We start from the raw sequence: 16,245 nt of genomic DNA, 5'->3' as shown, positions 1-16,245 counted from the left end.
AGCCGGTTTTTTATTGGTCGATTATTTTCAGAGGGGAGAGATAGTTTGCTGGAGTTTCAATACGTAAAGGACGATGAAACCCTGGGGGCACTTGTTGAGCAGTATCGTCAAAGCCCGGTGCTGGTGCTGGATACCGAGTTTGTCCGCACCCGGACTTACTATGCCAGATTAGGGCTTATTCAGGCGTACGATGGCAAGACACTGGCCTTGATTGACCCGCTGGATATTCAGGATCTGTCTCCCTTTTGGTCACTGCTGACCGAGCCTGGCATTCTTAAATTGGTGCATTCCTGCTCTGAAGATTTGGAAGTGTTTGCCCGCTACGGCAAGGTGCAACCATCGCCGCTGTTCGACAGCCAGATTGCTGCGGCGCTTTGCGGTCTTGGCCACGGTGTGGGGTACGCCAAGCTGGTGGAAGAATGCCTTGGGCAAACCCTGGATAAAGGCGAGTCACGTACCGACTGGATAAAACGGCCGCTGACCGATGCCCAGTTGCAATATGCCGCCAACGACGTGTTCTTTTTGTACCAGCTCTATCCCATGCTGGAGCAAAAGCTCAATGAGCTGGGACGCATGGATTGGTTGCTGGAAGAGGGCGCCAGACTGACCGAAGGTCGGCTTGAGCGTCCATCGGCGGAAACAGCTTTTCTTAAGGTGAAAAACGCGTTTCAGTTAACCCCTAAGCAGCTGGCGTATCTTAAGGTGCTGGCGGCCTGGCGCCTGGAGCGGGCGCTGGACAGGGATCTTGCCCTTGGCTTTGTGATTAAAGATCACGCCCTTATCGCTTTGGCAAAAAAGCAGCCTAAATCATTAAGCGATTTGCTGAAAATCAATGACTTGTCTGAGCATGAAAAACGTATTCACGGCAAAGAGCTGCTGAAGGTGTTGCAGCGCGCCGATCTGACCCATTTGCCAGAGCCAATCGATGTGCTGGCATTGAAGCCAGGTTACAAGCAGGCGTTCAAGGCCATCAAGGCGGTGCTGACCGAGGTGTGTGAGCGTGAAGGCTTACCGGCGGAACTTTTCTGCTCCAAGCGACATATTCACGAATACCTGGAGTATCGCTGGCAGGCGCAAGCGGACGCGCAGCTGCCGTTGCTGCTGCAAGGCTGGCGCGGCGCGCTGGCAAAGGACTGTCTGGCCGCGTTAACCGACGCCGAGCTTGCGATGTAACCTGCGCCCTGGCAGCGTTATAGATGCCGTAAATAATAAAAAGCCGCCTGAGGGCGGCTTTTTTGTCGTTTTTGCATCGTGGCTTTTACATCGTGCTTGCGTCTGTGTCGCGCCATTAACCGCTTGCCGGCGCTGGAGCCCGGCAAGGAGGCATGGGCTTATCAGCGCTCCGGCAGCGTTACGTTCAGCTCGAGCACCGACAGGTTATCGTCGTTTTGCTCAAGCTGCACCGACACCTGCTCTTCGGAAATGTGCACGTATTTGCGGATCACCTCGATGATTTCCTGCTTCATTTGCGGGAAATAATCCGGCGCGTCGCGCTCACCCCGTTGATGGGCCACGATGATTTGCAAGCGTTCCTTGGCCATGGAGGCCGAATTGGCTTTCTTGCTGCTTCTGAAGTAATCGAGTAAAGACATAATCAGCTACCAAAGATCCTTTTCAACAGGCCCTTCTTCTCTTCGGTTACGAAGCGAAGGGGAAGTTCTTCACCGAGCAGACGCCCGACCGTGTCGCTGTATGCCTGACCGGCATCACTTTCCTGATCGATAATCACAGGCACACCTGAGTTGGATGCGCGCAGTACTGCCTGAGATTCAGGGATAACACCCAGCAACTTGATGGCGAGGATTTCTTCCACGTCAGCCACACTCAGCATTTCGCCATTTTTCACCCGGCTTGGGGAGTAGCGGGTCAGCAGCAGGTATTCCTTGATGGGCTCAAGATTTTGCTCGGCGCGGCGAGACTTGCTCTGCAAAATACCCAAAATCCGGTCTGAATCGCGTACCGAACTCACTTCCGGGTTGGTGGTTACAATGGCCACGTCGGCAAAGTAAAGCGCCATCAGGGCACCGGTTTCGATACCGGCAGGGGAGTCACAGACGATAAATTCAAAGTCTTTTGATAAATCGTCCAGCACCTTGCCCACACCTTCGCGGGTGAGAGCGTCCTTGTCGCGGGTTTGCGAGGCGGGCAGCACATACAGCTTTTCGCTGCGTTTGTCTTTGATAAGCGCTTGATTCAAATTGGCTTCGCCGTTAATCACGTTGACGAAGTCATACACCACGCGGCGCTCGCAGCCCATGATAAGGTCGAGGTTACGCAGACCGATATCGAAGTCGATAACTACGGTTTTATGGCCGCGCAGGGCCAGGCCGGTGGCGATGGCTGCGCTGGAGGTGGTTTTGCCTACACCACCTTTTCCTGAAGTGACAACAATAATCTGTGCCATGTTTATTTCTGTCCTTTAATTCTGCCCCATCACAATGGCAGTGATTCTACTGTTAGTGAGTCGCCTTCGAGGCGCACACAGCCGCTTTTCGCAGTCACACCGTGCTTTTGTAAATTCTCTGTCAGCCAGTATTGACCCGCGATGGAAATCAGTTCGGGTTCAAGGGATTTGGCCAGGATAACGGCATCCTTGGCGCCGTTGGCTCCAGCCATGGCTTTGCCCCTGAGTGCCCCATAAATATGTATGCTGCCATCGGCAATCACTTCTGCGCCATTTCCCACGGCGCCAATCACCACCAGATCGCCGTTTTTGACGTAGATCTGCTGACCGGAACGTACGTTTTGTCTCACGATCCGGGTGGTTTTGGGCTCTGAAGGGGCGGCAGGGGAAGTCTGACCGTTGGCGGTTTTGCCAGCCTTGACGATAGCCAGCCCCAAGGATTTGGCTTGCTCGGCAAGGGCTTTTGAAGCGGAAGTCACGCCTACTATTACCAGCTGGCGCGATACAAGAAGTTGTTTCAGCGCGGCTAAATCCATTTCACCGTCGTCAATCGCACCCAGGTTAAGCACCAGGGGCGCGCCAATGAAAAATTGCGGGGCCTGGGCGAGTTTACGGTCCAGTTCACCGGCAAGGCTGTCCAAATTTGCGCTGTTAATATGCAAAACAGAAAGCGTGAAAGAAGATCCCTTTAATTCAAGGCTTGCTTTTGGCATCGCCGTATAATACTCCAGAAATTAATCAGTCTCGCGCTGATCTACATTTTTTTCTAAAGAGCCCATGTTATAGTGTGCCCCAATGACTGGCAAGTTTGATATTTTCGGAAATTGACACACTTATGATATGTGCCGTTTATAAGAGCAGCCGAAAGGAAGAAACCTTTCTGTTTGTCCCCAAACGAGAGGATTTCAGCCAGGTGCCTGAGCCGCTGATGCAGATGTTCGGGCAACCTAAATTGGTAATGTTGTTACCGCTGGATAAAAAAGACAAACTGGGGATAGCGGACATCAGCAAGGTACGCGCCGAACTCGAACAAAAGGGTTACTACTTGCAAATTCCGCCCCCAAAAGAGAACTTATTGACCGAACACCGCCGCAGTTTAGGCATAGAGGATTGATAAAGGACTGACCGATTCGTTAGGAGGCGTTCGTTACTGTGAAGTCATTACTCTGTACTTCCCTGTCTGCTTTGGCACTGTTGTCCGGCGTGGCACTTGCCGAAGATAGTCACAGTGGCAGCTTTGCTGACTACCTCGAAGGGCTTCGTAAAGAAGCCCTTGAAAGACATGACATTCGCCCGGAAACCATTTCCGCGGTATTCCCCAAAGTGAAAGAGTTCCGTTTGGCCAAAAGCCAAAACGGCGACGATGAAGCGACACCTGAAAGTGCCGGCAGTCTCGATAAGTACCTGCCAAGTGTGCTGACTGATACCCTGGTCGATGAGGCCAAGTTTCAGTACCAGGGCCACAGCGAGACCTTGACGCGGATCGGCGACGCCTACGGCGTGCAGCCGCGGTTTATCGTGGCGCTGTGGGGGCTTGAGTCGCGCTATGGTCGTGAGTCAGGCGCATATCCTGTACTGTCGGTGACGGCGTCAAAAGCCTACCGTGGGGTACGTGAAGCCTTCTATCGTGAACAGTTTTTTGCCGCCTTGAATATCCTCGACAGCAGCAGCTGGCAGCTTGAGCAGCTTTTGGCGACCCCAGATGGCCGTATGGGGCAACCCAAGTTGCTGCCAGCAGGCTTCCTGGCCTATGCCAAAGACGGTGACGATGATGGCAAAGCGGATATCTGGACCAATCCTGCCGACGTATTCGCCTCTATCGCTTCTTTTATGAAGGAGTCCGGCTGGCGCGCCGACGAAACCTGGGGCCGCCAGGTGAAAATCCCTGCCGATTTCGATGTGACGCTCGCATCCAGTGGGGTCAAGAAAGGCTTTGCCGATTGGCAGGCGCTGGGCGTTCGGCGCTTCGATGGCACTGATTTACCGGCCCGCAGCGATATGTTGGTCACCATGGTAATGCCCGATGGCCCCAAGGGGCGGGTATACCTGGTGTACGACAACTATCTTGCAATCAAGCGTTGGCGGGACAGCGACTATTTTGCGCTTGCGCTTGTGCATCTGTCGGATCGCATCAAGTTTCAACTGGGAGAATAGGGTATACTCCCGCCCTTTGCAGTGTGATTGGTATAGGTTGTGACTGAGTTCTGGAAACAAAAACGCCTCGATGAAATGACCACCGAGGAGTGGGAATCCCTGTGTGACGGCTGCGGCAAGTGCTGCTTGAATAAGCTTATCGACGATGAAACCGATGAGCTTTATTACACCAATGCGGCCTGTAAACTGCTGGACAGAGACGCCTGCCATTGCCGCCATTATACGGAAAGGTTTACCTTTGTACCGGGCTGCGCCGCCATTACAGTGGACAATATTGCCAGCCTCAGTTGGCTGCCCGATAGCTGCGCCTATATTCGCCTGTATCAGGGCCGCGATTTACCCTCCTGGCATCCGCTTCTCACCGGCAGTAAAGAGGCCATGCACGCCGCTGGTATGTCGGTGAAGGGCAAGGTCGTATGTGAAACCAAGGTCAGGGACATGGAAGATCATATAGTGCTGTGGCCGCTGAAAGATATCGACTGAGAGAGCATTGACTGAGTGCAGCTGACGCCGCTGCGCATAACGGCTATTCGCGGTCTTACTGTGATTACAGCCCTTCTTCGAAAGTCAGAGTAAGCCTTTGCCAAGCCAACAAAAAACGCCCATCAGGGCGTTTTTTCGTTTATGCGGTCAGTGCCTGGCAATCAGCCTTGATAGCAAGCATCAGGCGGACTTCTTAAAGATAGGTACCAGAAACACCAGCAGTGCCAGCAGGTAGATACTGAAGGCCACAATCATCCACTCGCCCATGGTGACACCGGCAAACTGCCAGGGGATATCGGTGCACATGCCGGTGGGCATAAACACATCCGGTAGCCATTCGTGCAGTGGCATCCAGCTTGGAAATTCTGGCAGGAACGAGCAGGTTGAGAAGGGGTTGGGGTTATTTTGCATATCCACCAGTTCCAGGGCGAGCTTAAGGCCCCAGATACTGCTGATGCCCCAGAGCAGCCCACCCAGTAGACGCATAATACGGCTTGCCGGGGCAATAAGGCCAAGCACCCCAGCGCCGAGTAAACCAAACACTGCAAGGCGCTGGTAGATACACATAACGCAGGGATCGAGCTTCATTCCGTACTGAAAATACAGTGCCGCCAACTCCAACGACAGGGCGCTCAGGGCCAATATCGCCCAGGATAAGCGATTGTGGGCGAAAGAAATCAGGCTGGACATAGGGTCTCCGTGAAAATGGCATTCCATAAAAAAGCCCGCACACTGAGGTGCGGGCTATTTCTGACTTTACTTAAGCAAAGAAGTTCAGTCAATCGAAGGAATTAATGTCCACCCAATGCTTTACCGGCAGCCTCTGCCACGCTGTGGTGGTTAATCAGGTTCACATCGTAGAAGTACTGGGTCATCTGCTCCAAAAGCCCCATTTCGATAGTCAGAATACCGACAATCGACAGCACGATAGTGTAGGGTAGTGCCATCATCACCATGCGGCCGTAGGACAGACGAATAAGCGGCGCCAACGCAGAGGTCAACAGGAACAGGAATGCAGCCTGACCGTTAGGTGTGGCAACCGAGGGCAGGTTGGTACCGGTATTGATGGCGACAGCCAGCAAATCGAACTGATCTCGGCTGATTTGGCCATTGAGCAGCGCAGCTTTCACTTCGTTGATGTACACAGTGCCCACGAACACGTTGTCGCTGACCATTGAGAGCAGTCCGTTGGCGATATAGAAAATCACCAGCTGTACATTACCTTCAAAGCCGAGCGCCCATTGGATAACAGGACCAAAGAGTTGCTGGTCGATAATCACACCCACCACGGCAAAGAACACGGCCAGCAGCGCGGTAAAGGGCAGGGCTTCTTCGAATGCTTTACCGAGCGCGTGCTCATCTGTGATGCCGTTAAAGGCGGTGTTGAGGATGATGACCGACAGACCAATCAGACCCACAGAGGCCAGGTGGAACGCCAGGCCCACAATCAACCACACACCCACGAGGGCTTGCACCAGCAGCTTGACTTTGTCTCTTGGGCTGCGGCGCGCATCTTCATAAGCGTCGTAATCTGACAAAATGCGGTGCACTGCGTCGGGCAACTTGGCGCCGTAACCGAAGATTTTAAATTTCTCTACCAGGAAGCAGGTCAGGATCCCGGCAAAGAACACAGGCACTGTTACCGGCGACATGCGAATCGCGAACTCGGCAAACTGCCAGTTGGCCTGGGCGGCAATAATCAGGTTTTGTGGCTCGCCCACCATGGTGCACACACCGCCCAGGGCAGTACCCACACCGGCGTGCATTAACAGGTTACGCAGGAAGCCGCGAAAAGATTCGAGCTCTTCTTCATTGAGCTGCTCGGGCGCTTCGGAGGTGTGGTCGTGATCGGAGCTGAAATCTTTACCCGATGCCACCTTGTGGTAAATCGAGTAGAAGCCCACTGCCACAGTGATAATAACGGCGATTACTGTCAGTGCATCGAGGAAGGCCGACAGGAAGGCGGAGGCGATACAAAACAGCAGTGATACCACCACCTTGGAGCGCACCTTGGTCAGCATCTTGGTGAAGGCAAACAGCAGCAGCTGCTTCATAAAATAGATACCGGCCACCATAAACACCAGCAGCAACAGCACTTCGAGGTTAGCCTCGATTTCATGCAGTACCTGACTGGGGGTGGTCATACCGATGATGACCGCTTCGATAGCCAGCAAACCACCGGGCTGCAGCGGGTAGCACTTGAGTGCCATCGCCAGGGTAAAAATAAACTGAATGACCAATACCCAGCCCGCAACAAAGGGGTTTAGATAAAAGAGTACCGGGTTTATCGCGAGAAACGACAGAATCGCGAGTTTATACCATCTGGGGGAGTTTCCCAGAAAGTTGGCAAATAACGACTGCCCTAGAGTAGATGGCATGTTCCCCTCTCCCATATGCTTGATAATCAATGAGGATTATTGTTGTTTTGAGTATTACTGAATAGATGTAGTTCAGTCTAGCCTAAACCTTACCCCAAAGTAATCCAGGATAGGCAGCGTGGCATTTCAAAAAGCCGATCCGACTTGCAAAAACTGCCAATTACCGCGGTTGTTCGCTGTCTTTTTAAACAACAATGTGAATTCAAGCACTTTCCGGGGTTGCTAATGCAAGCGGGGAGGTTTCCATTTTTTGCCGCTCTGGTATGATCAGTGCCTTACAAGAGGACAAACCACCGGAAATTGGGGCTGATGATTATCAATGCCAAAGGTCCTGCGAGTTTCGCAGAGAAATACATAGTGCGTTCTATCTGGGAAAATAAATTTCCCCCCGGCTCCATTCTTCCCGCCGAGCGCGAATTGTCAGAGCTTATCGGTGTTACCCGTACCACGTTGCGTGAAGTGTTGCAGCGTCTGGCCCGTGATGGCTGGTTGACTATCCAGCACGGCAAACCAACCCGGGTGAACAATTTCTGGGAAACCTCTGGTCTGAATATCCTTGAAACCATTGCCGATTTGAATCCTGAGGGTTTTCCGGTATTGGTAGACCAGCTGCTGTCGGCCCGCACCAACGTCAGCGCTATTTATTTCCGCGGTGCTGTGCGTCACAACCCGGAAACTGCCGTTGAAGTGCTGGGGAAGATCCACGGCATGCCAGATACGCCGGAAGCCTACGCCGAGTTTGATTACGAACTGCATCACACGCTGGCGTTTTCCTCTGGAAACCCACTGTATGTGTTGATCCTGAACGGCTTTAAAGGCCTTTACAGCCGTGTTGGTCGTTATTACTTCTCCAGCGGTGAAGCCCGTAAAATGGCACTGGATTTCTACATTGAGCTTGAGCAGCTGGCCAAACGCCACGCCTACGGCGAAGTGCCTTCTTTGATGCGCACCTATGGCATTAACAGTGGCAAAATGTGGCAGAAGCTGAAAGATGCCATGCCAGCCGATATTAATCAGGATCCGCACGGCTGATTATTGTTAAGGCAGTACTGTTGTAGATATAGCGCTTTTACAGCACGTCTTTCATCGAAAGCTCTTTATAGTGCACCGAATTAAAAAACGCAGCCCCAGGCTGCGTTTTTGTTTTGAAGCGAAAGGTGTCAGATACTGCCATCGTCTGAATGCACAGCTGGGCAGCGCCCCAGTTCTTTTAAGGTGCCATCACTTTCTTCCTGCTGCAAAATCACCGTAAAGCCCCATAGGCGATGCAGGTGTTTAAGCACTTCAAAGGAGTCCTGTGCCAGCGGTATGTCGTTGAAGGGGACGTACCTTAAGGTAATGGATCTGTCGCCCATCACTTCTACGCTGTGCACCTGAATATTGGGCTCAAGGTTGGACAGATTATATTGCTGCGACAACATCTGTCTGATATCACGATAGCCCTGTTCATCGTGAATGGCGGAAATGGACAGGTAATTTTTACGCTCATCATCCACAATGCCAAACAGCTTGAACTGGCGGATCAATGTCGGTGACAGATATTGGCTGATAAAACTCTCGTCCTTAAAATTCTCCATGGCGAAATGCAAGGTATCGAGCCAATTACTGCCCGCAATTTCAGGGAACCAGGCTCTGTCTTCTTCGGTGGGGTTTTCACAAATGCGGCGGATATCGGTAAACATATTGAACCCCAGGGCGTAGGGGTTAATGCCTGAGTAGTAGCGGCTGTTGTAGGGAGGCTGCGCCACCACGCCGGTGTGACTTTGCAGGAATTCCAGCATAAAGCGGTCGGTCACCAGACCTTCGTCATAGAGGTGGTTCAAAATGGTGTAGTGCCAGAAGGTGGCCCAGCCTTCGTTCATTACCTGGGTTTGCTTTTGCGGATAAAAATACTGACCCATCTTGCGCACGATACGCACTATCTCCCGCTGCCATGGCTCCAGCAGTGGCGCGTGTTTCTCAATAAAATAAAGGATGTTTTCCTGCGGCTCTGCGGGGAAACGTTTTTTCGGCTGCTTTTCTTTTTCGGTGGCGCTGGTGGGCACGGTACGCCACAAATCATTCACCTGACTTTGCAGGTATTCTTCACGCTCTTTCTGGCGGGCTTTTTCTTCGCGAAAGGAGATCTCGGAAGGGCGCTTATATCTGTCTACGCCGTAATTTTGCAGCGCATGGCAGGAGTCGAGAATATTCTCAACCGCTTCAACGCCGTGGCGCTCCTCGCACTCGGCAATGTAATTTTTGGCGAACACCAGATAATCGATAATGGAGCTGGCATCGGTCCAGGTTTTAAATAAGTAGTTGCCCTTAAAGAAACTGTTATGGCCGTAGCAGGCGTGGGCCATCACCAGTGCCTGCATGGTGATGGTATTTTCTTCCATTAAATAGGCGATACAGGGGTTGGAGTTGATCACAATCTCGTAGGCCAGCCCCATATGACCACGCTTGTAACTTTGCTCGGTTTGAATAAAACGTTTGCCGAATGACCAGTGGGTGTATCCAATGGGCATGCCTATGCCTGCATAGGCGTCCATCATCTGCTCAGCGGTGATTACCTCAATCTGATTGGGATAATAATTGAGCCGATAGTGCGTCGCGACGCGTTCAATTTCATGCTGATAGGCCTCCAGGAGCTCAAAGGTCCAATCGGGTCCATCATTTAACGGTTTGCGTTTCCCCATAAAGCCCCCTTACACCGCCTGCTTTTTAAACAGTTCTCTGAAAACAGGGTAGATATCTTCGGCCTGGCGAATGTGCTGCACGGCCATGTTGTCGAATACTTGCATGAGGGATTCATATTCACGCCACAGGGTTTGGTGGGCGCGGTTGGTGATTTCGATATAGCTGTAGTAACGCACCATGGGCAAAATTTGTTGTTGCAGAATTTGCCTGCAGGTGGGTGAGTCATCAGCCCAGTTGTCGCCATCGGAGGCTTGAGCGGCGTAAATATTCCACTCATCTGCGGGATAGCGCTCTTTTTGGATCTCAACCATCAGCTTCAGTGCCGACGAGACTATGGTGCCGCCGGTTTCCTGGGAGTAGAAGAACTCATGTTCATCCACTTCCTTGGCCTGGGTGTGGTGTCGAATGTAGACCACTTCCAGGTTTTTGTAGGTGCGGGTCAAAAACAGGTACAGCAGAATATAGAAGCGTTTGGCCATGTCCTTGGTGGCCTGATCCATGGAGCCTGATACATCCATCAGGCAGAACATCACCGCCTGACTGGAGGGTACTTCACGCTTCGCGAAGTTGTTGTAACGTAAGTCAAAAGTGTCGATAAAGGGCACCGCATCTATTTTCTTTTTGAGTACCTCAATTTGGTCCTTCAGCGCCAAAATCCGCTCGGCATTGGCCCCCGGGGTGTTTTCAAGCTCATCGAGTTCGGCCTGAAGGGCACGTAACTCACGCTTTTTGCCCGCACTCATGGCGGTGCGGCGCGCAAGGGATGAGCGCAGAGACCTAACAATGTTGATGTTGGCAGGCACACCATCATTGGTAAAACCGGCGCGGTAGGTTTGAAACTCAACCAGCTTGTTAAGCCGGTTTTTTTGCAGGTTTGGCAGCTCCAGATCTTCAAACAGCAGCTCCAGATACTCATCTTTGGAGATCTGAAACACAAAGTCGTCCTGACCTTCGCCGGAGTCGGAAGCATCACCCTGACCACTGCCCTGACCGCCACCGCCCTGAGGAGGCCGGTCAATCTTATCGCCGCGGGTGAATTGGTCATTGCCGGGATGTACCCGCTCGCGATAGCCGCCTTTACCCTGATGAAACATGGGCTCGGTGATATCCCGGGTGGGAATGCTGATTTTTTCGCCTTTGTCGACATCGGTAACACTGCGACGGGTGACCGCGTCGCTCACGGCCTTTTTGATTTGTTTTTTATATCGGTTGATAAACCGCTGCCGGTTTACCGTGCTTTTCCCCTTGGCGTTCAATCGCCTATCAATAAAATTCGCCATACGCACCTCCCCAAATCCGGCCACCCGCCTGCAATCAGGCGGGCACCAGTCAGTATCAAGACGATTTACGTACCCGCAGATACCACTCGGACAGCAGGCGAACCTGTTTCTTGGTGTAGCCTTTTTCCATCATCCGATTGACGAAATCATCGTGCTTACGCTGATCGTCGGTGGAGGTTTTGGCGTTGAAGGAAATCACCGGCAGCAGATCTTCTGTGTTGGAGAACATCTTCTTCTCGATGACGGTTCTGAGTTTTTCGTAGCTGGTCCAGTTGGGGTTTTTGCCTTCGTTATTGGCCCGGGCCCGCAGCACGAAGTTGACTATCTCGTTACGGAAATCCTTGGGATTGGAGATCCCGGCGGGTTTCTCGATTTTTTCAAGCTCGGCGTTCAGGGCGGCGCGGTCAAACAACTGGCCGGTTTCGGGATCGCGATATTCCTGATCCTGGATCCAGAAGTCAGCATAGGTGACATAACGGTCAAAGATGTTCTGGCCGTACTCTGAATAGGACTCAAGATAGGCGGTCTGGATTTCTTTACCGATAAATTCCACGTATTTGGGGATCAGGTAACCTTTTAAAAACTCCAGATAGCGCTCGGCGGTCTCGCCGGGGAACTGCTCTGCTTCAATTTGTTTTTCAAGCACATAGAAGAGATGCACCGGATTGGCAGCAATCTCTGTGTGGTCGAAGTTGAACACCCTTGAGAGGATTTTAAATGCGAAACGGGTTGAAAGGCCGTTCATGCCTTCATCGACACCGGCGTAGTCGCGATACTCCTGATAGGACTTGGCTTTAGGGTCGGTATCTTTCAGGCTTTCGCCGTCATACACCCGCATCTTGGAGTAGATGGAGGAATTTTCAGGCACTTTCAGCCGTGACAGCACACTGAACTGCGCCAGGGTCTCGAGCGTACCGGGTGCGCAGGGCGCCTGGGTCAACTCGGAGTTCTGGATAAGCTTTTGGTAAATCTGAATTTCTTCAGTTACCCGCAGGCAGTAAGGCACCTTGACGATGTAAACCCGGTCGAGGAAGGCCTCGTTGTTTTTGTTGTTCTTGAAACTGGACCATTCTGACTCGTTGGAGTGCGCCAGAATGATGCCGCCAAAGGGCAGGGCCGACAGACCTTCGGTGCCGTTATAGTTGCCTTCCTGGGTGGCGGTCAGCAGTGGGTGCAGCACCTTGATGGGCGCTTTGAACATCTCCACAAATTCCATCAACCCCTGGTTGGCACGGCAAAGGGCGCCTGAGTAGGAGTAAGCATCGGCGTCGTTCTGGGCAAAATGCTCCAGTTGCCGAATGTCCACTTTACCCACCAAAGAGGAGATGTCCTGGTTGTTTTCATCACCGGGCTCGGTTTTGGCCACCGCAATCTGATCAAGCACTGATGGGAACACTTTTACCACTTTAAAGCGGCTGATATCACCACCAAAATCGTGCAGCCTTTTCACGGCCCAGGGCGACATAATGGTTTTTAAATAGCGGGATGGAATGTCGTACTCATCCGCCAGCAGTTTGCCATCTTCATCGGCATCGAACAGGCAGAAGGGATGGTCATTGACCGGGCTTCGCACCCCATCGGCGCTCAGCACATAGATGGGCACTTTTTGCATCAGTGCCTTGAGCTTTTCGGCGAGGGATGACTTACCGCCGCCTACAGGGCCCAGCAAATACAGGATTTGCTTGGCTTCTTCGAGGCCTTGGGCCGAGTGCTTGAGATAAGCCACTATCTGCTCGATAGCGTCTTCCATGCCAAAGAAGTCTTTAAAGGCGGGATAACGAGAAATAAGCCGGTTGGAAAAGATCCTGCTGAGTACGGGATTTTTGGAGGTGTCTATCACTTCCGGCTCGCCGATGGCCAGCAGCAGACGTTCTGCCGCGGTCGCGTAAGCGCTCTTGTCCTGCTTGCAGATTTCAAGAAACTCCTGGAGTGAGTATTCTTCTTCGAGTTTCTTTTCATAGCGCTGTTGGTAATGTTCAAAGATGCCCATGCTAACCCCCTGAAACGCCATTGATGTGATGCCGGGAGCTGGATACGGTTGTGCTCCCTACCTGTAATCTTAGACATAAATTCTTGAGCTGTGTCAAAAAAAGATGTGTAAAAACAATGACAAATAGTTGCAAAAGCAACAGTTGCATCTGCTTCTATTCGGCGGGACGCGAAAAAATGCGGGCAAAGATTCGGGAAAGAGGCATAAAAAAAGGAGCCTGAATGGCTCCTTTTTAGACCTGAAAAACGCGGGATTAGCCAGCGAAGTTCTGGTTCACGAAGTCCCAGTTTACCAGTTCCCAGAAGTGGGCCAGGTAGTCAGGACGTACGTTGCGGTAATCGATGTAGTAAGCGTGTTCCCACACATCCACAGTCAGGATTGGGGTAACAGAAGCATCGGTCAGCGGGGTGGCTGCGTTGCTGGTGTTAACGATAGCAACAGAACCGTCAGCGTTCTTCACCAACCAGGTCCAGGCGCTGCCGAAGTTGTTTACAGCGGCATCGGTAAACTTGGCTTTGAACTCTTCGAAAGAGCCGAAAGCAGCGTTGATGGCATCGGCTACTGCGCCAGTGGCAGCGCCGCCGCCATTTGGAGACAGACAGTTCCAGTAGAAGGTGTGGTTCCAAACCTGAGCGGCGTTGTTGAAGATACCGCCGGTAGAGGTCTTAACGATCTCTTCCAGGCTCTTGCCTTCGAACTCGGTACCTGGGATCAGACCGTTCAGCTTAACCACGTAGGTGTTGTGGTGCTTACCGTAGTGGTACTCGATAGTTTCCTGGGAAATATGGGGTTCCAGTGCGTTCTTCGCATAAGGCAGTGGTGGTAATTCGAAAGCCATTAGTATCTCTCCATGGACGATTATACGTTTTTCACGTTCTTGCTCACTGGCCGATATTGTACTCGGAAAATCTGTGATGTGAATCATTCTTTGGGGTTTTCGGGCGATAGTGCTTATCGAAAAATCAAATAATGACATAACCTTACAAACTGTGGGATTTTGTTCCGCCGCCCACTGGCGTACAATAAGCCCACGTGTGAGACATCAATGTCCCTCAGGGGGATGCCAAGTCAGGAATCAAAATGGAAACAGTAGAAAGAATCAAGCAGCAAATCGCTGAAAACCCAATCATTGTCTACATGAAGGGTTCTCCAAAGCTGCCAAGCTGTGGTTTCTCTGCCCGCGTTGCCGAGATGATGATTAACATTGGTGAGCAGTTTGCCTATGTGGACATCCTGCAACATCCGGATATCCGTGCCGAGCTGCCAAAGTACGCCAACTGGCCAACCTTCCCACAGCTGTGGGTAGAGGGTGAGCTGATCGGCGGTTGCGACATCCTGACCGAGATGTTCCAAAAAGGCGAACTGCAGCCGCTCATCAAAGAAGTGGCCGCCAAGTACAAGACTGAAGCAGAATAAGCCTCGGTTATTGCCTGAATAAAAAAGCCCCGCGATGCGGGGCTTTTTGTTGTCGGTATTTCCAGTTGGAACATCTAAGCCGTTTCAGAATAAAGAGTCGCTTATGGGCTTTCGGGCTTAGGGGCTTAAGGGCTTTCGGGCTCAGGTGCCGAAGGTGGCAGCAGCAGATTCATCAAAATGGCAACGATACCGCACAAGCTGATGCCGGTGAGGCTGAATGAGCCAATACCAAAAGCCATACCGCCGATACCAAATACCAGCGTTACTCCCACAATCGCAAGGTTACGCGGGCAGGCCAAATCGACCTGATTGCGAATAAGGGTGCTGAGGCCCACTGCAGCAATGGAGCCAAACAGCAAACACATAATGCCGCCCATCACTGGCACCGGAATGGTTTGCATCAGCGCCCCAAGTTTACCGATAAAGGCCAGCAGAATGGCGACAATGGCGGCCCAGGTCATGATTTTGGGGTCAAAGTTGCGGGTTAAGGTCACGGCGCCGGTCACTTCGGAGTAGGTGGTATTTGGCGGTCCGCCAAAGGCGGCAGCGGCCATGGTGGCAACCCCGTCACCGGCAAGGGTGCGGTGCAGGCCCGGGTCTTTCATAAAGTCTTTGCGGGTGACATTGGAAATCGCAAGTATATCGCCAATGTGCTCCACCGCCGGGGCGATGGCCACCGGGATCATGAACAGGATTGCCTGCCAGTGAAATTCCGGCGCGGTAAAGTGTGGCACCGCAAACCAGGGCGCGGCGATAAGGGCATCAAAGCTGACTACGCCATAGAAGAGCGCGGTGACATAACCCACCAGGATCCCGGCCAGAATCGGCATCAGCTTTAGGATCCCTTTGGCAAATATCGCCACCAATATGGTCGTGGTCAGAGATAACAGAGAAATCACCAGCGCAGTATCGCCATCAACCAACACGGCGCTGCCGTCACCGGTCTTACCCAGCGCCATATTCACCGCCACCGGCGCAAGGCCAAGACCGATTATGATGATCACAGGGCCCACCACAACCGGGGGTAACAGGCGGTGAATAAAGCCAACACCTTTCAGTTTGACCAGCAGCGACAGCATCAGATACACGCCGCCGGCGGCAATCAAGCCACCCATGGTGGCGGCAACGCCCCAGGTTTGCACCGCATACATGATGGGGGCAATAAAGGCGAAGGAGGAGGCGAGAAACACAGGTACTTGTCTGCGGGTGATAAGCTGGAACAGCAAGGTACCCAGACCTGCGGTAAAGAGGGCCACACTGGTGTCGAGCCCGGTCAGCAGCGGCATCAACACCAGCGCGCCAAACGCCACAAACAGCATTTGGGCACCCTGGAGGGGCAGCAGGAGTTTGTTCATTTTTTTATGTCATGTAAGGTTAAAATCTTCCCATTCTATCAGCTGAAACGGCTTTGGTAAGCCTGAGTACAGATTTTGTGAACTCCTTGGCGCAAAAGGACAA

16 protein-coding genes are annotated in these 16,245 nt (G+C 52.3%); 6 read left to right on the top strand and 10 right to left on the bottom strand.

Annotated features, from left to right (window positions below; translation table 11 throughout):
- The first annotated feature begins 45 nt into the window (after nucleotides 1-45).
- A complete protein-coding gene (gene rnd / locus STH12_RS08090; protein ID WP_126167076.1) occupies nucleotides 46-1,173 on the top strand; it encodes a ribonuclease D in 1,128 nt (375 codons plus the stop codon).
- A gap of 161 nt (nucleotides 1,174-1,334) precedes the next feature.
- On the opposite strand, the gene minE is transcribed toward rnd, so the two are convergent.
- From minE to minC, 3 genes are read right to left on the bottom strand one after another with little or no spacing between them, the layout of a single operon-like run.
- A complete protein-coding gene (gene minE / locus STH12_RS08085; RefSeq protein ID WP_126167075.1) occupies nucleotides 1,335-1,592 on the bottom strand; it encodes a cell division topological specificity factor MinE in 258 nt (85 codons plus the stop codon).
- 2 nt (nucleotides 1,593-1,594) lie between these two features.
- Nucleotides 1,595-2,404 carry a septum site-determining protein MinD gene (gene minD / locus STH12_RS08080; protein ID WP_126167074.1) on the bottom strand — a complete coding sequence of 270 codons (810 nt, stop codon included), beginning with the start codon at nucleotides 2,402-2,404 and terminating at the stop codon, nucleotides 1,595-1,597.
- Between the two features lie 29 nt (nucleotides 2,405-2,433).
- Entirely contained in the window at nucleotides 2,434-3,117 is a 684-nt protein-coding gene (gene minC, locus STH12_RS08075) for a septum site-determining protein MinC (RefSeq protein WP_126167073.1), read from the bottom strand.
- Nucleotides 3,118-3,239: 122 nt separating this feature from the next.
- Between minC and STH12_RS08070 the strand changes: the two genes are divergently transcribed.
- From STH12_RS08070 to STH12_RS08060, 3 genes are all read left to right on the top strand, one after another.
- Complete coding sequence (locus STH12_RS08070; RefSeq protein WP_126169465.1) at nucleotides 3,240-3,518, top strand: YcgL domain-containing protein; 279 nt, start codon at nucleotides 3,240-3,242, stop codon at nucleotides 3,516-3,518.
- A gap of 38 nt (nucleotides 3,519-3,556) precedes the next feature.
- Nucleotides 3,557-4,558, top strand: a complete 1,002-nt coding sequence (locus tag STH12_RS08065) for a lytic murein transglycosylase (protein ID WP_126167072.1) — start codon at nucleotides 3,557-3,559, stop codon at nucleotides 4,556-4,558.
- 75 nt (nucleotides 4,559-4,633) lie between these two features.
- The gene (locus tag STH12_RS08060) at nucleotides 4,634-5,041 is read left to right on the top strand and encodes a YcgN family cysteine cluster protein (protein ID WP_126169464.1); all 408 of its coding nucleotides are present in this window, start codon (nucleotides 4,634-4,636) and stop codon (nucleotides 5,039-5,041) included.
- Nucleotides 5,042-5,221: 180 nt separating this feature from the next.
- Here the strand turns inward: STH12_RS08060 and dsbB are convergent, their stop codons facing one another.
- Together dsbB and nhaB are read right to left on the bottom strand one after the other, a co-directional pair.
- Nucleotides 5,222-5,731 carry a disulfide bond formation protein DsbB gene (dsbB, locus tag STH12_RS08055; RefSeq protein ID WP_126167071.1) on the bottom strand — a complete coding sequence of 170 codons (510 nt, stop codon included), beginning with the start codon at nucleotides 5,729-5,731 and terminating at the stop codon, nucleotides 5,222-5,224.
- Between the two features lie 101 nt (nucleotides 5,732-5,832).
- Nucleotides 5,833-7,419 (bottom strand): sodium/proton antiporter NhaB, encoded by a 1,587-nt coding sequence (gene nhaB / locus STH12_RS08050; RefSeq protein ID WP_126167070.1) that lies wholly within the window; start codon nucleotides 7,417-7,419, stop codon nucleotides 5,833-5,835.
- 309 nt (nucleotides 7,420-7,728) lie between these two features.
- On the opposite strand from nhaB, the gene fadR reads away from it, so the two are divergent.
- A complete protein-coding gene (gene fadR, locus STH12_RS08045) occupies nucleotides 7,729-8,451 on the top strand; it encodes a fatty acid metabolism transcriptional regulator FadR (protein ID WP_126167069.1) in 723 nt (240 codons plus the stop codon).
- A gap of 128 nt (nucleotides 8,452-8,579) precedes the next feature.
- Here fadR and STH12_RS08040 read toward each other — a convergent pair whose 3' ends face one another.
- The 4 genes from STH12_RS08040 to sodB all read right to left on the bottom strand — a co-directional run bounded on the left by STH12_RS08040 (nucleotide 8,580) and on the right by sodB (nucleotide 14,209).
- Nucleotides 8,580-10,100, bottom strand: coding sequence for a SpoVR family protein (locus tag STH12_RS08040; RefSeq protein ID WP_126167068.1), 1,521 nt, complete (start codon nucleotides 10,098-10,100; stop codon nucleotides 8,580-8,582).
- Between the two features lie 9 nt (nucleotides 10,101-10,109).
- Complete coding sequence (locus STH12_RS08035; RefSeq protein WP_126167067.1) at nucleotides 10,110-11,381, bottom strand: YeaH/YhbH family protein; 1,272 nt, start codon at nucleotides 11,379-11,381, stop codon at nucleotides 10,110-10,112.
- A gap of 55 nt (nucleotides 11,382-11,436) precedes the next feature.
- Entirely contained in the window at nucleotides 11,437-13,371 is a 1,935-nt protein-coding gene (locus STH12_RS08030) for a PrkA family serine protein kinase (protein WP_126167066.1), read from the bottom strand.
- Nucleotides 13,372-13,624: 253 nt separating this feature from the next.
- A complete protein-coding gene (gene sodB, locus STH12_RS08025) occupies nucleotides 13,625-14,209 on the bottom strand; it encodes a superoxide dismutase [Fe] (protein WP_126167065.1) in 585 nt (194 codons plus the stop codon).
- A gap of 242 nt (nucleotides 14,210-14,451) precedes the next feature.
- Between sodB and grxD the strand changes: the two genes are divergently transcribed.
- On the top strand, nucleotides 14,452-14,787 hold the full coding sequence (gene grxD, locus STH12_RS08020; protein WP_126167064.1) for a Grx4 family monothiol glutaredoxin: 336 nt from the start codon (nucleotides 14,452-14,454) through the stop codon (nucleotides 14,785-14,787).
- A 125-nt stretch (nucleotides 14,788-14,912) separates the two neighbouring features.
- Here the strand turns inward: grxD and STH12_RS08015 are convergent, their stop codons facing one another.
- Nucleotides 14,913-16,142, bottom strand: a complete 1,230-nt coding sequence (locus STH12_RS08015) for a uracil-xanthine permease family protein (protein WP_126167063.1) — start codon at nucleotides 16,140-16,142, stop codon at nucleotides 14,913-14,915.
- Nucleotides 16,143-16,245 lie beyond the last annotated feature (103 nt).

It is taken from the genome of Shewanella khirikhana (assembly GCF_003957745.1).
GTDB classification, from domain to species: domain Bacteria; phylum Pseudomonadota; class Gammaproteobacteria; order Enterobacterales; family Shewanellaceae; genus Shewanella; species Shewanella khirikhana.
The sequence above is the reverse complement of the archived record's forward strand: the minus strand, read 5'-3'. Positions and strand labels throughout refer to the sequence as shown.

Coding starts and splice junctions, on each gene's coding strand:
- STH12_RS08070 (WP_126169465.1), top strand. CDS start 3,240: ATGATATGTGCCGTTTATAAGAGCAGCCGAAAGGAAGAAACCTTTCTG.
- STH12_RS08040 (WP_126167068.1), bottom strand. CDS start 10,100: ATGGGGAAACGCAAACCGTTAAATGATGGACCCGATTGGACCTTTGAG.
- fadR (WP_126167069.1), top strand. CDS start 7,729: ATGATTATCAATGCCAAAGGTCCTGCGAGTTTCGCAGAGAAATACATA.
- sodB (WP_126167065.1), bottom strand. CDS start 14,209: ATGGCTTTCGAATTACCACCACTGCCTTATGCGAAGAACGCACTGGAA.
- STH12_RS08060 (WP_126169464.1), top strand. CDS start 4,634: ATGACCACCGAGGAGTGGGAATCCCTGTGTGACGGCTGCGGCAAGTGC.
- minD (WP_126167074.1), bottom strand. CDS start 2,404: ATGGCACAGATTATTGTTGTCACTTCAGGAAAAGGTGGTGTAGGCAAA.
- minC (WP_126167073.1), bottom strand. CDS start 3,117: ATGCCAAAAGCAAGCCTTGAATTAAAGGGATCTTCTTTCACGCTTTCT.
- STH12_RS08015 (WP_126167063.1), bottom strand. CDS start 16,142: ATGAACAAACTCCTGCTGCCCCTCCAGGGTGCCCAAATGCTGTTTGTG.
- STH12_RS08030 (WP_126167066.1), bottom strand. CDS start 13,371: ATGGGCATCTTTGAACATTACCAACAGCGCTATGAAAAGAAACTCGAA.
- nhaB (WP_126167070.1), bottom strand. CDS start 7,419: ATGCCATCTACTCTAGGGCAGTCGTTATTTGCCAACTTTCTGGGAAAC.
- dsbB (WP_126167071.1), bottom strand. CDS start 5,731: ATGTCCAGCCTGATTTCTTTCGCCCACAATCGCTTATCCTGGGCGATA.
- minE (WP_126167075.1), bottom strand. CDS start 1,592: ATGTCTTTACTCGATTACTTCAGAAGCAGCAAGAAAGCCAATTCGGCC.
- STH12_RS08035 (WP_126167067.1), bottom strand. CDS start 11,381: ATGGCGAATTTTATTGATAGGCGATTGAACGCCAAGGGGAAAAGCACG.
- grxD (WP_126167064.1), top strand. CDS start 14,452: ATGGAAACAGTAGAAAGAATCAAGCAGCAAATCGCTGAAAACCCAATC.